Here is a 14,018-nt window from a genome sequence, read left to right as displayed (position 1 = left end):
ACCCTTATGCCCATTTAACAAACTGGATTGCAGCATCGAACCACATTAGAAAATTGGGTAATTGTGGGTTGACAGAAAAAACCATCGGTTATATAGTTAGTTACATGAGTAATTAACCAATTTGGTGGTGTAGATATGACAGTCACAATGGACGACAGCCGCCCCATTTTTGTGCAAATTGCCGAACGGATTGAGGATGACATCATCGAAGGTCGATTGCCTGAAGAATCGCAAGTCCCTTCAACGAATCAATTTGCTTCCTTTTTTCAGATCAATCCCGCTACTGCGGCTAAGGGCGTCAATGTGCTGGTTGATGAGAACATTTTGTACAAAAAGCGTGGGATAGGTATGTTTGTATCGACAGGAGCGCGAGCGAAACTTATGGAAAAGCGAAAAGAACTATTTTACGAACAGTATGTGGTATCCATGATTCGCGAAGCAGAGAAGCTTGGCATTTCTAAGGAACAATTAACAGACATGATTCAGAGAGGAGATCGAACGAATTGAGAACCATTGCTGAAGTTCAGGGATTAACCAAGTCATTCGGTGATGTTACTGTCGTACACGATGTTAGCTTTACACTCGAAGCTAACAAAATTTATGGCCTGCTTGGGCGCAATGGCGCAGGAAAAACAACGATAATGCATATGCTGACGGCGCAGTTGTTTCCAACAAGCGGTGAACTTCTTGTCTTCGGAGAAGCGCCTTATGAGAATAATCGCGTTCTGAGCAAGATTTGCTTCATTAAGGAAAGCCAGAAGTATCCGGACAGCTTTCGAGTAATTGACGTCATTGAGCTCTGCCCCTCCATTTTCCCGAATTGGAATCAGGAGTTGGCGAGCAAACTGCTGAATGATTTCAATCTTCCTTTAACAAGACGTATCAAGAAGCTGTCACGCGGTATGCTTTCTTCCGTTGGCATTGTTATTGGATTGGCAAGTCGAGCTCCGCTGACCATTTTCGATGAACCCTATCTTGGACTTGATGCAGTAGCTCGCAACTTGTTCTACGACCGCTTGATTGAAGATTATGCGGAACATCCGCGAACGATCGTACTGTCCACACATTTAATCGATGAAGTCAGTCAATTTTTAGAGCATGTAATTGTGATCGATGGAGGAAGGATCATTTTGAATGAGGAAAGCGATGCTTTGCGTGGCCGTGCTTACTCTGTCGTTGGTCAGCGAGAAATGGTCGAGTCATTCATCTCAGGCCATACCATCATCAATCGGCAGCCATTAGGCGGACTATTGTCTGCAACCGTGCTGGGCAATCTAACTTCTCATATCCGAGAACAAGCCGCATCGTTAGGCCTTGATCTCTCAACAGTATCCCTGCAGCAGCTTATTGTTCACCTCACAAAAAGAAAATCTGATCGCAAGGCGGTGGAGACGCGATGAATCGAGTAACAACCGTTATGAAAATGTACAGCAAGGATCACATCATGTGGTTTTTCGCTCCGTGGTGCTTTGTACTGCTTCCTAGTTTTCTGATCAACGTGTTGATCGGTTACTTGCTTCAACCGGAACAAGGCTACTACAGCGGCGGTGTGGTCTCCATTTTTATCTATTTACTGATTCTCGGCATTGTAGCCGTGACCCAGAACTTTTCATTCGCTTTTGGAATAAGCATCCGCAGAAAAGACTATTATTTCGGGACTATATTAATGTTCCTGATAGCCAGCGTAACTGTAGCCACAATTGTGATATTATTGTCTATTGGTGAACGAAGTATTACCCAAATGCTAGATGCAAATTTTCATTTCTTTACCCTGCCTTATATTACGGATGGGAGTTTGCTCGAACAATGGTGGGTTTACTTCGCAACAGCTGCTCATTTGTCTACTTTAGGATTCATGTTCGCTATGTTTTTCCGTCGTTTTGGCCGCACGGGAATGTTTATCTTATTTCCAGTCACCCTTGCCATCTCCTCCATCTTCAGTTATCTCTGCACGTACTACAGCTGGTGGGGCAACATATTCTCGTGGTTCGGCAGCCATTCAGCTGCGCAGCTTGCTTCTTACTTTTTCGCTTTGGCGGTTATCCATTCTTTACTTACCTTCATCATGATCCGCAGAACAACAATTGCTTAGCATATCTACAAACAAAGCCGCCGGATATATATCCAGCGGCTTATCAGCTATATCATTACCTAGTGACTCATGATTTCATATTAAGAAATGATTGCTCTTGCTTCTGCTTATTTAATCGAGACTTCGAACTTAGCTCCCGCTCCACCAGCAAATACAATGGTACCACCGCTTGGCAATTCAATTCCTTGTTTCCCTGTTGATGATAAGGAGAAATGTACGACATGCCCCTGCTCATTGTACACTGCAAATGAAGATTGCTTAGGCATTGTCGTAACGGTCAGCTTCTTCCCAGCAACAGCTTTAGGAAGCTTAAACCATTTTGCATAACCATCCTCTTGAATCGTTACTGTAGATTTCGAACCTTGATACAATGGTTTAATTGTATCCTCTGATACCATAATATACCCTGAACTATCTAAGTACTCCACTCCGTCCTTTGTGAAGAACTGATATTCCATTGTATCCCTTCCGCCCATTGCTGGGATTTGCACCTGATTACTTGCCGAATCCGGGCCTGTAATGGTCTTATCGTCCACGTAACCAGGCAGATCGGCGTGTTTATTGATTTTACCCCCATCCATAAGCAAATAAGTGAGGGAACTATATTTTTCATTCACTGGAAAATACTTTTTGCCTATGCGCTTCGTCCATGCGGATTCAACTTCTTTGGAGATATCATTTTTCTCAAGCTTCTCGCCAGTATACTGAGTCAGAGCAAGTTGAGAAAGTCCTGGTACATCTAGGTACATACTTTGCCATAAATAAGTACGTCCATTGTCTTTCGCATCGAACCGTATCTTCGTCGTTCCTTCTTCATTCATAAATGTGCCGTCTGCTGTATACACATATTTCGCTGCGGGCATATCAGGCGCTTGATTATAAGTGATAGACAGTTCGCCATTCTTGGCAATGGCCACTTTCATGACAACATTGGTTGACGCATAGTAACCTGCATACTTGGCAACATCAGCAGGCATTGCCGCTTTCTTCGGCTTGCCGAATGACTTATCAGGTTGTAACTCCTTAATCGTACCTTTCTCTTTCAATGCCTGCAACACCATCTCGTTCGCCAACATCGCATTCGTCGAGCTGGAACCACCTGAAGACAAGACGGCCGCTGCCATATTGTGCTCTGGAAGTACAACGAGCGAAGCATGATACATGATCGTGTCGCCGCCCTTATTCTCAGCTTGGATACCGTATCTATTGAATGGATAGAGCTTTACACTGTCCCATCCAAGTCCATAGTTCACAACCGTGTCGACTTCTCCTTCTGGCCAGAATCCGCGCTTATATTCCTCTTGACGCATTGCTTTAACAGATGTAGATGACAAGATTTTGTCATTCTCCCCTGTAAAGATTTGCGCGAAACGAACTAAATCCTCAGCCGTCGAGTATATTCCCCCCGCACCGATGACATTGCCGTTTTCCGTAGGGAGCTGCCCTTCATATGCAGGGTGATACGTGCCTGCAAACTTTGTTTTATCTGCATTGTCCAACGGTGTTTTCGTATGAGACATAGCTGCTGGTTCAGTAATATATTGATGAAGGAATTTAGTAAAGCCCATTCCACTCACCCGTTCTACCAGAATCTCAGCTAATGTAAATCCATCATTGCAATAAACAGAGAATGCACCTGGATCAGCCTTCAGCGTCTGCTTCTTCAATTGCTCCAGCATCGTATCATGGTTAATCGTGTCATTGTCCCCAAGCAAGAAGCTATTTCCTAACGTTGATCCCCGGAGCCCCGAAGAGTGATTCAACAGCATCCGCGGTGTAATCTTCTTGTACCGCTCATCCTTCATTGTGAATTCAGGGATGTATTGCACAACAGGAGTATCTAGATCTACCTTTCCTTCTTCAACCAGTTTCATAACGGCTACCGTGGTAAATACCTTGCTGGTTGATCCGATTCCATACATCGTGTTTTTCGACAGTGGTACTTTTCCTTGAGCATCATTCTTACCGGCTTGCCCAGATACTACGATGTTACCATGATCAATGAGTGCATATTGAACACTTGTCGTACCGAAAGTGTCCGTCAACAGTGAAGCTTTTTCAGTAGCAACTTTTTTAGTAGCGGAGTAATTCAAGCCCCCATTTGAAGCTGCGGCCATTGCGCTCGTCGGAACAAGCATTGCAACAACCATACTTATTGCCAATACCAAAGACAAGCTTTTCTTCATTCTTATGCCTCCCCAATTATGTACTTATTGGATAGTACGTTTGAACGCTAAGAAAGTTCAGTTTATTTCCAGTAACATCTGATTTATCTCGACGAATCACCCCCCATTAGCATGTTGGATCCCTTGATTTAGCTTCAGCAGCAAAGCTTCCGGGTTATCACACCTGAATACCACGGAACGTTTCGGGATCGTCCTCCCGAACAACCCTTTTGTCTCGATTGGTTCTTTTAGAACAATTTCGTATTGTGGGGAATCACAGATAATGACAGCATAATGCATATCTTTCGGAATTTTCTCCCCCATGCTGATTTCTTTGGCCTTCTGTATGACGACAACATTGTTCAGGGGCACTTCAATCCTGTTTTGATAACCACAACGAATAAAGATTCGATTGTCCACAACTAGATGTGGCAAGTATTTCGCAGATTTATATAGTGCCATCAGATAGAACAGTCCATAGATATTAATAGCTGAAAGGATCCATGCAGCAAGTTCACTCCACATTTGTACGAGAAAATGAAACAATACACCTTCGATTATAAGTAAAATGGATAAAAAGATGGCCATAGTTTTGAACTGAGAATGTTGATGATAGGAGAATGCCTCTCCCCGCTCCTTACCTGGTTTCTTCATCCAAATCATAATCGAAAAATAGATCAGATGACGTACATCTGATACGATGCTTGACATCTTCAGCTCCTCCTTAACTGATTTTCCTCAAATCGATTTACGGCCTCTTTGATGTAATCCTCTACTTCCTTGGAGAATATGGACACGTAAAGCTGCGAATGATCATCGAGATCTAACTCCGCTATTTTCTCCTGATAATGTGGTGCAATGTGTTCATTCATAGTCGTAATCATGTGCTCGATGGTGCGCTGGACCACTACTTCGGATGGCGCGATACTCCTAATTTGCAATAATGCTGCAATTGATTCACAATAGCGAGCATTTCCCTCTCAAATTTTAGTCGTTCCTGTGGGGAAAGATGCTTTAGAAGCGCATGTTCGATAACTGATTGTGACAATCGGTCTGATAGCCACTCTTCTTGTTCCTTTTCACGCTGGATCGAGTGGATGATCGCTAGTAACAGGTCACTGTCTAAATCTTCATCTTGCATGATCTGCTCCACCCGCGTAATCGTATTGATTACATAATCAAGCTCTTCTCTTTTTTTCGCGAGCATAGCTTTCTGCTTTTGCAGTGTATCGCGCATTTGAGGTGAATCATGGTTCGCAAGGTAATCCGCGATTTCCTGTAAAGAAAACCCCAAATATTTGAGAGTAATAATTTTCTGCATGGTTGAAATGTCATCCTTACTGTACAGACGATGTCCATGTTCATTGTAACTAGAAGGAGCCATCAACCCTTTCCGATCATAAAAATGAAGCGTGCGTTCTGTAACACCAGTTAGTGTTGCAAAAGCTTTAACGGTATACATGTGTTCATTCAATAGAACATCTCCTCTCGTCATATTACCTTCAATGTACACTATGACGTAACGTCATAGGCAAGGCTTGAAAACAGAAAGAATCAGCATCTCACCTTAGATATGGAGAAATGCTGATTCCAGTAGTACCCTATTCCAATAGTTATTATGATATTACCGTATAACTGAGCTTCTTTTTGCCAAAGTTAATAGCCGCTTGATGATTGGCAGTGCTATATTTCCCGAAATAGACATCAATCCAACGATATGAGAGTTTAGCTGTATTCTTGAGATCCCCTGTATCTTCCACAACAAACGTGTTTATCACGTAACCGCCTGGAATCGATATGCTCTCATTATTATTTAATACAATCATTGTACCAAACGGAAAAACAGGCTTGTTCCAGTTTCCCGCCCCCCAGATTGTCGGATGCACAGCAACACCACCGATGTAGGCAGCTTTTCCACCAGCAAACACCGGGTTATTGTCTCCTGCTGCCCCTGTATAAGCAGTAAAATCTTCATTCATATACGTGATATCCGCCTTCGCTGTAGATACTCCGGTAACTAGAAGTGCTGCTGACATGATTATGGCTGCAAACCACTTTCTCATCTTAATCACTCCCCTTGTCCAGACAATATCCTCCCCGTTACAGCATCGAACTCGATCTGCTGCAGTTGATCTTGATCATCTCGGCCAATCACCGTAATTGTAGTCAATCCTTCTCCTGCCTGAAGAATAAAGTGATAGCCGTTAGCCCATCCATCTCCAGGCAGTAAATGTCTTGACCGTATGCTTTTGAGCACTGCCACATTACTGTCAATCTTGACCTTGTCGGTAGATACCATCCATTCGGAATTGTAATTACCTATTCCAGGTATGACCTTATCCACTTTTCCATCCCGAATCGCAATAACAGCGCGCTTGTTCGCCGGGGCACCCACTTGTAAATTCCATCGACTCCTTGTACCTTCTTGTCCACTTGTCTTCCCTAACCCGTCATCCACGCTTGTCACATAGAGTAGGACAGCTTCGGGATTCCACTTTTTTGCCGCTACCATTCCAACATGCAGTGCATCGATAAGCGATAATTGACTGTGAGAATTAGTACGTTCAACATGCGAATCATCCATTACAAAATGGTATATTAGTAATGAACATGCTAATACGATGACTGCACTTAGCGTGGCAAACATCTTATTCATCCCTAGCAAGCACCTTCCTGTAATGTACTATGATATAGACCAAAATCCTTTTATTGCCATTATTGCTATCATTACTCTATCAGACCTTTAAAAACAAGCTCAATAGACAGACATGGATCTTGGAACAATCCCATTAAAGCCTATGAATATCACCGATTGCAAAAGGACTTTTCCAACTCTGCAGCGAAATCAAAATTTCCAAAGTTCAATTATTGTTGACAACCAGTTGTCAGGTTACCAATGTCATACTATATACAGGAACTGAATAGGAGGGATAACACGATGACAGCATATTATTACAACAATAAGGCTGCCTTAATTGATGCAATCCAATATACCTACAGGCGGTTTGATGAAGAATTCAACGATATCGAGGACAGTGCAAGGGATGTGCGGATCACTGGGGTAGATCGAACTCCAGCCGAGATCATCGCCTATCAATTAGGCTGGCTGCATCTCGTTATGGGGTGGGACAAGCAGGAACAGGAAGGCGAAATCGTACATATGCCTTCTCCAGAGTATAAGTGGAATCAACTCGGTGCATTATATCAATCTTTCTACGAGCATTATTCATCTTACTCGTTAACTGAATTGAGGAATCAACTTAAGGATGCCGTACAGCTGTGGGTGAAGTGGATTGATAGCTATAACGATGAGGCGTTGTTCATACAAGGGGTTCGCAATTGGACAGGGGACAAGCAGAATTGGCCGATGGCTCGATGGATACATATTAATTCGGTTGCTCCATTTACATCATTCCGTACGAAAATCAGAAAATGGAAAAAAGGTTTTCTGAGTATGTCTTAACTCTATTATCCTAGTTGTACAGCGACAGATCAGTACGCTCGTAACCGGATATGAACCGTCTGCCGCTGATTCAACTAGGAATTTATCTATTCACCTTTTTATCTCTTCTTTTATATCTATATCTATATCTATATCTATCTGTAATCTATTTCAACTCTTCTATATCTAGTTCAAGCAAATGATTGTATCTATTGTTACCTCGTCATAATAGAGGCAACGTCCTGAATGGCCGTCCGTGCAGCGCCGCTTATGCCCGCGAGTTGGAAAAATCCGTGATTGACACCGAAGTACTTCCTGCACTCTGCACCAACTCCTGCATCAAGCAGCCGCCGATACAACATTTCTCCCTCGTCTGCAAGAGGATCGAATTCGGCAAGAAGAATATGTGTGTATGGCAATCCTTCCAAGTCGCTGCGCTGAATAGGACTTGCCTCTGGATGTTTTGCCGGAATGTCTCCGAAATAAGCTTCAAAACCGCTGAGCAGTGCGTCGCGAGTGATCACGTAATCATCTCCGTACCGTTGATAACTCTCGCTTGAACCACTAGCGTCCAACATCGGATAAATCAAGATTTGTCTTGTTGGCATCCATTCCTTCTGTGCCTTGAGCCGCAAGGACGTTACTAGCGCAATATGTCCGCCCGCACTATCACCTGCCAGTGTAATATCATTCGGATTTCCTCCCCAAGATACGGCATGTTCACGCACAATTTGTGCGGTCTTATAGGCATCATCATGAGCAGCTGGATAGGCATGTTCTGGTGCCAAGCGGTAATCAACCGCTACCACAATCGAGTTCCCCTTGTTAGCTAATGCTCTTAACTGGCGGTCATGCGTTGTGAAATCCCCGCTTATAAAGCATCCGCCATGATAATAGATCATAACAGGAAGATTAGACGCATACGACGGTCGGTAAATGCGTAAAGGGATGGAATCGATCGTATGATCAGTGATTTCCCATATAGGCTCCGCTTCTCCTGCCAACACAACCGATTGAACATAACCTTGACGGCGCTCCTGATAGCTCTGCTGTCTCGCAGAAGGACGTCCTGATTCAATAAATTCCTTAACGATGCTTCGAATGCCTGGTTCCAAATCATTCAAGCGCTCCATGATGTGAACTCTCCTCCGATTGAAATACATGATGTAATGGCATAATTCCACCAATATTCATGTTACACGTGAATGATCGAGGAATGCAATCCTTTCATCGAACGGGCAGCTTGAACTCCAGTTGTGGAATATAATTCTTATCCGGGCCTTTTCTAACAAACGGCTTAATGACGATTAAGCTAGGCTTCACCTTGAACGGCTCGTAAGAGGTTGAGAACACCATTCCTTTTCCTTCTCCTGAACCATTCCCAGCAATTGCATTCTGTTCATTTCCCTGCTCATCCTCGATATCGAACTCCAGATTGAGGAACCCATCAACTTTATAGCTATCCGGTATTGCATCCAGCATTTTACGATAATCTTCTTCTCCGCTTGCCCCGTGGACACCGACGAGCAAGCGGGTTGTGATGGGGGTAATTTCTACTCGATCGATCGACATATTTATCGAATCATGTGATTTGGTCTCTGATGTCTTCAGGATAATCGTTCGCTCCGTATCCTTCTTGATCGGGAAGAGGAACTCGTAATTCTCATCCACATCAGCCAAATACACGACCATCTTCATTTCGAACGAGTCTGGAAGCTCAAGATCAGCAGAATCTAAAGCGGTAACGATTATCGATTGCGGAGCATGCTCCCCACCCGGCTGCAGCCCCATCCCGGTATTTATCTGCTTGTCTCCCATATAAAAATCGATATTATTGGCTCGCTTGCTAAGCATGCGCTGCTTGTTCCATAACTGAAAAAAAGAATCCTTCTCCGCTTTCGAATCTTCTCTGCTGAGCACTAGAGATAGCCTGCTGCCATCATACATCATTTCAGAAATCGAGAGCGTTACTCCCTTATGGGATACGCGCTGATTGACTGAGGTGACCATCCCCTTCTCTCCAGCGGTTTGCAAGCCAAGATCCCCCACCAGTTTGAATACGCTATTCATGAACGGAATCTGCTTCAACGTCTGTGCGATCGCTGGAGAGGCAAGACCCGAGAAGATCATGACAATCCCGAGGCTCGCTACACCCGCTGTTGAAATCAACACTCTGCGCAGCCAGCGGTTCTTCCGACTTCTTCTCTTCCGTCCAGGAAGCATCTCGTCGATGATCTGGTATGTCCGATCCATTCGGTTGCGAACGGATTCTGGCAGCTCGCTAATATATGGTTCCCTAAGCTGTTCCAGTCGCTGATCGATAGGCAGTTGTATGTCTTTCATCCGTTCATCTTCCTTTCTTCAGTATCATCCAGCCATTCTGCGAGCGTGTGACGTGCCCGATGCAGCCGTGTCTTCACCGCGCCCACGGACATATCCATCATCTCGGCGATCTGATGCATTGGCAAATCCTGAAAATAAAACAAAATAACAATATTGCGAGATACTTCCTCAAGCCGATAGATCGCCTGACGCAAATCAAGATGATCACTGTATTCAGCCGTGGCAACACCAACTTCTGGGAGTTCAGCCAGCATGATGATGCGAGCCTGCTTCCGCAATATCATATTGCATTCATTGATCAATATCCGAAAGAGCCAAGTCTTAAAATAGGCATGATGATTTAGGTTGGTCAGTGCGCGATAAGCCTTGAGCACAGTCTCCTGCATCGCATCTGCACAATCCTCATCCCTTCTGACGATCGACCTGGCCATGTTGAACATTTGGGCTTCATGCTGCTTGATGAGTCGAATAAACGCTTCTTTGTTACCTTCCTTAGCCAATCTCACTTCTGTCTCTATATCGCTATGCAAGCCGTTTCTACTCCCTTCTTTACCCCATACACGCGAATCAAACTGTCAATTAGATGCACAAGATAGGCAAAAGGTTTCATTAAACGCAAAAAAACTGCCAAATGTTCACTTTCATGCATTTGGCAGTTTACTTAAGAACAGGAATCGCTTCCTGCTTCTATTTATTTTTCGGATTCCCTATGCTTCCAATATAGACGCGTCTCAGACACGACGACTCCAGACAAACCGAGCAGTGCAACTAAGTTCGGCAGCGCCATTAATCCATTTACAATATCAGCAAGCTTCCATATCATATCCAGCTTGATAAATGCCCCAAAGCCAATGATCGCAATGAACACAAGGCGGTACGGCAGAATCGATTTGACACCGAACAAATAAACCATGCACCGTTCGCCGTAATAGTTCCAGCCAAGAATCGTCGTGAATGCAAATAAAATCAAGCAAAACATAAGAATGAGGGAACCGTATGGCAGCGCAGCATCAAATGCTGCCTGTGTCATGGCCGCTCCTTCCATTGGGCCATTCCATACACCCGTTACAATCAATGTTAATCCTGTAAGCGAGCAGACGATGATCGTATCGATGAATGTTCCAGTCATTGATATGAGTCCTTGCTCAGCCGGCCATTTCACCTTCGCAGCCGCGGCCGCAATCGGTGCGCTTCCGAGACCTGATTCATTGGAGAATACACCTCTTGCAATCCCGTTGCGGATCGCCATCATAACCGTTGCTCCCAAGAAGCCGCCTCCTGCTGCTGTTACATTGAACGCGCCATGGAAAATCAACGACAGTGCGTGCGGTATCTGATCCGCAAATGCAATAAGCACCACAAAACTCGCGATAAAATAGATAATAGCCATGACAGGAACAATTGTCGTCGTCACATGCGATATACTCTGAATCCCGCCAATTGTAACAAGTGCGGTCACGATAGTGACGATTGCCGCAGTGACTACTGCAGGCACTCCAAGGCTTGCTTCTGTAGATGTGACGATCGCATTAATTTGCGGAAATGTACCTATTCCAAGTAAGGCAACCAACACCCCGCTAATCGCGAAGAATACAGCAAGCGGCTTGAATTTCATGCCAAGCCCCTTCTCAATATAATACATTGGGCCACCTAGCACTTGTCCATTGTCATCAATGTTGCGATACTTGACAGCAAGCAATCCCTCCGCATATTTGGTAGCCATTCCGAAGAATGCAGCAACCCACATCCAGAACAATGCACCGGGTCCACCCACCTTAATTGCAGTAGCAACCCCCACGATATTACCAGTTCCAATTGTCGCCGCCAACGCAGTAGCCAATGCACCGAAGCTGGATACATCCCCTTCTCCCTCATTCTTCGACTTGAATATTAACTTCAAGGCGAGCGGCAGGCGGAACAACTGCAGCCCTCCCAAGCGGATCGTTAATAAAATTCCCGTTCCTACTAATAAAATAAGAAGCGGTGCTCCCCATACCATGTTGTTCAATTTGTCTAACCATTGTTCCATCATTGTCAAATCAGTTCCCCTCTTTGTGAATAATAAAAAGAGTCAAATCGAATGATTTGACCCTGGGGACATGTGTGCAGAATAAATAACCTGACGTAAGTGACATACCTAAATAAGATCATCATACCAATGACTTACGATTTTTCTACGCTTCTGCATCCCTGTCCTTTTACCTGAGAGTTTTAACGAATCCACGAGAATCAAATTCGTCTTGCCCCTTCGGTGCCCCAATCATGGAGTCTCTCCAGAGTCCTGTCCATTTACGGTCCTGCTTATACGTATTCGAGCTCAAGGTTCGATATGCCTAAGCGCCTGAGAGCTTACCCCTTCGGCTAGACGATTCGTCTATCTCCCGCAAACTTCATCCAGTTATAAAGTTGTAGGTAACATTATAGTAGACACACTATCATTGTGCAATGATCCACTGCATTGTAATTTATCCCATACCATCTATCACACATGTGCTCGTTGACTGTAATATAGGGATCTGGCCTCATTTAATAAATGAATGAGTTCACTCACATTCTGCACATTCGTATCGTAATTGGTAAAGCATGCACGCAGCGTTGGTACACCATGAATGGTAAATACGGATAGCCACACTTTCCCTGTGCTCAATACGTGTTGATTCACAAATAGAGCGAAGTCCTGGTCGTTTCGTGTCCATGCTTTTTGATCAAGAAAGCAAATGACAGGCAGCACGGTATCATTGGCAACTGTCCAGCCAGATCGCATTAATTCTTCTCGGAATAGCTTGCCCATTTCAACTTGATGTCGCAAGACAGCCCGATATCCTTCCCAACCCGCTGTAGCCAGGGATAAATACAGCTTCAATCCTATAAATCTCCGTGACCATTGAATGGAATGCGTATATGGATCAATCGTGGGCAACTCCTCACCCTCCTTCGGCATATAATCTGCCGTTATACGGAAGGTTTCATTCAATATACGTGAATGCCGTGTGAAGTACATGCCCGCCCCCATCGGAACGGACAGCCACTTATGTGCATCAAACGCGATTGAATCTGCTTGCTGGATACCATCTATATGGGAGGACAGCTCGGAATCCAATACGATTGCACCGCCATAAGCAGCATCCACATGAAGCCACATCTGTTCATGCTCCGCTATTGCTGCGATGTCCATTAACGGATCAATTGCACCGGCTCCCGTCGTTCCCGCTGTAGCAATAATAAGAAATGGGGCTAAACCTTGCGCGCGGTCTGTACGTATTTGTTCTGATAACGCGTCTATATCCATTTGCAAGGAATCGTTCGTACGAATGGAGCGAATTGAATTCGTTCCAAGCCCGCAGGAACGAGCCGCTTTCACCAATGAATGATGACTCTCTTCAGAAGCATACAGAATGGGTGGCTTCTCCAGAGCTGCTAATCCGTCTGTTGCATACTTTGGAAAATGATAAGATAGAGCCGTTAAGACTGCAGTCAAATTAGCTTCCGCTCCCCCAGTCGTGAAAGTTCCATCAGCAACATCACGCGGGTAACCAAATTGAACGGCGAGTTCACGCAGTACGTAATTCTCAATTTCTACGGCAAACGGTGCATGACTCCATGCAGCAAGCTGGGGGTTAAACGCCGCTGTTATCGTGTCTGCCATAATTCCCATAAAGTTCGGGCGTGGATTGTATAAGCCATAATATCCTGGATGTGCTGTGTGCACTTGATATCGACGCAGTCCTTCTATAACATGCTGAACCGCAGTTTGAGGCTTGACAGGAGCAGCAAAGTCAATTTGCTCCGCATACTGTACGATTTCTAACGGGATTAATTCTGGAGTAACTACTACCTCGTCGGTGTATGATAGATACTGACAGATCTTCTCTAACGTATATGAGCCTAGCATGTGCTGTTCCTCAGTTGATAGATCCAAGATCGGATTCTGTCTAAGCATACGGATTCCAGCAACTCCCTTCCACTGTTCAATTCA

14 protein-coding genes and 1 riboswitch are annotated in these 14,018 nt (G+C 44.5%); of the genes, 4 read left to right on the top strand and 10 right to left on the bottom strand.

The genetic code is table 11. The annotated features are described in order from the left end of the window. The first annotated feature begins 135 nt into the window (after positions 1-135). From BLS15_RS22405 to BLS15_RS22395, 3 genes are read left to right on the top strand one after another with little or no spacing between them, the layout of a single operon-like run. Positions 136-507, top strand: coding sequence for a GntR family transcriptional regulator (locus tag BLS15_RS22405; RefSeq protein ID WP_021253543.1), 372 nt, complete (start codon positions 136-138; stop codon positions 505-507). Further along, a complete protein-coding gene (locus BLS15_RS22400) occupies positions 504-1,400 on the top strand; it encodes an ABC transporter ATP-binding protein (protein WP_021253544.1) in 897 nt (298 codons plus the stop codon). Before BLS15_RS22405 ends, BLS15_RS22400 begins: the two co-directional genes overlap by 4 nt. Continuing rightward, on the top strand, positions 1,397-2,092 hold the full coding sequence (locus tag BLS15_RS22395; protein WP_028531442.1) for a hypothetical protein: 696 nt from the start codon (positions 1,397-1,399) through the stop codon (positions 2,090-2,092). Before BLS15_RS22400 ends, BLS15_RS22395 begins: the two co-directional genes overlap by 4 nt. 107 nt (positions 2,093-2,199) lie before the next feature. Here BLS15_RS22395 and BLS15_RS22390 read toward each other — a convergent pair whose 3' ends face one another. The 5 genes from BLS15_RS22390 to BLS15_RS22365 form a co-directional block, all read right to left on the bottom strand. Further along, positions 2,200-4,278: a serine hydrolase domain-containing protein gene (locus BLS15_RS22390; RefSeq protein ID WP_090513767.1), complete on the bottom strand. Its 2,079-nt coding sequence runs from the start codon at positions 4,276-4,278 to the stop codon at positions 2,200-2,202. Between the two features lie 96 nt (positions 4,279-4,374). Then, on the bottom strand, positions 4,375-4,968 hold the full coding sequence (locus tag BLS15_RS22385) for a hypothetical protein (RefSeq protein WP_021253547.1): 594 nt from the start codon (positions 4,966-4,968) through the stop codon (positions 4,375-4,377). A 196-nt stretch (positions 4,969-5,164) separates the two neighbouring features. Beyond that, a complete protein-coding gene (locus BLS15_RS22375) occupies positions 5,165-5,731 on the bottom strand; it encodes a MerR family transcriptional regulator (RefSeq protein WP_175460823.1) in 567 nt (188 codons plus the stop codon). 142 nt (positions 5,732-5,873) lie between these two features. After that, positions 5,874-6,320, bottom strand: coding sequence for a hypothetical protein (locus BLS15_RS22370; protein WP_021253549.1), 447 nt, complete (start codon positions 6,318-6,320; stop codon positions 5,874-5,876). A 5-nt stretch (positions 6,321-6,325) separates the two neighbouring features. Further along, positions 6,326-6,913 carry a hypothetical protein gene (locus tag BLS15_RS22365; RefSeq protein ID WP_021253550.1) on the bottom strand — a complete coding sequence of 196 codons (588 nt, stop codon included), beginning with the start codon at positions 6,911-6,913 and terminating at the stop codon, positions 6,326-6,328. Between the two features lie 282 nt (positions 6,914-7,195). On the opposite strand from BLS15_RS22365, the gene BLS15_RS22360 reads away from it, so the two are divergent. Then, positions 7,196-7,720 (top strand): ClbS/DfsB family four-helix bundle protein, encoded by a 525-nt coding sequence (locus tag BLS15_RS22360; protein WP_021253551.1) that lies wholly within the window; start codon positions 7,196-7,198, stop codon positions 7,718-7,720. Between the two features lie 194 nt (positions 7,721-7,914). Here the strand turns inward: BLS15_RS22360 and BLS15_RS22355 are convergent, their stop codons facing one another. The 5 genes from BLS15_RS22355 to BLS15_RS22335 form a co-directional block, all read right to left on the bottom strand. Then, positions 7,915-8,832 (bottom strand): alpha/beta hydrolase, encoded by a 918-nt coding sequence (locus tag BLS15_RS22355; protein WP_021253552.1) that lies wholly within the window; start codon positions 8,830-8,832, stop codon positions 7,915-7,917. A 94-nt stretch (positions 8,833-8,926) separates the two neighbouring features. Next, positions 8,927-10,042 carry a DUF4179 domain-containing protein gene (locus BLS15_RS22350; RefSeq protein WP_021253553.1) on the bottom strand — a complete coding sequence of 372 codons (1,116 nt, stop codon included), beginning with the start codon at positions 10,040-10,042 and terminating at the stop codon, positions 8,927-8,929. Further along, on the bottom strand, positions 10,039-10,572 hold the full coding sequence (locus tag BLS15_RS22345; RefSeq protein WP_021253554.1) for a sigma-70 family RNA polymerase sigma factor: 534 nt from the start codon (positions 10,570-10,572) through the stop codon (positions 10,039-10,041). Before BLS15_RS22345 ends, BLS15_RS22350 begins: the two co-directional genes overlap by 4 nt. Before the next feature lie 161 nt (positions 10,573-10,733). Beyond that, entirely contained in the window at positions 10,734-12,074 is a 1,341-nt protein-coding gene (locus BLS15_RS22340) for an alanine/glycine:cation symporter family protein (RefSeq protein WP_231515035.1), read from the bottom strand. A gap of 148 nt (positions 12,075-12,222) precedes the next feature. Beyond that, positions 12,223-12,329: riboswitch (glycine riboswitch) on the bottom strand. A 195-nt stretch (positions 12,330-12,524) separates the two neighbouring features. Beyond that, positions 12,525-13,982 carry a pyridoxal phosphate-dependent decarboxylase family protein gene (locus BLS15_RS22335; RefSeq protein ID WP_028531446.1) on the bottom strand — a complete coding sequence of 486 codons (1,458 nt, stop codon included), beginning with the start codon at positions 13,980-13,982 and terminating at the stop codon, positions 12,525-12,527. Positions 13,983-14,018: the final 36 nt, after the last annotated feature.

Origin of the sequence: Paenibacillus sp. cl6col (assembly GCF_900102125.1) — a bacterium.
GTDB lineage: Bacteria > Bacillota > Bacilli > Paenibacillales > Paenibacillaceae > Paenibacillus_B > Paenibacillus_B suaedae.
The sequence above is the reverse complement of the archived record's forward strand: the minus strand, read 5'-3'. Positions and strand labels throughout refer to the sequence as shown.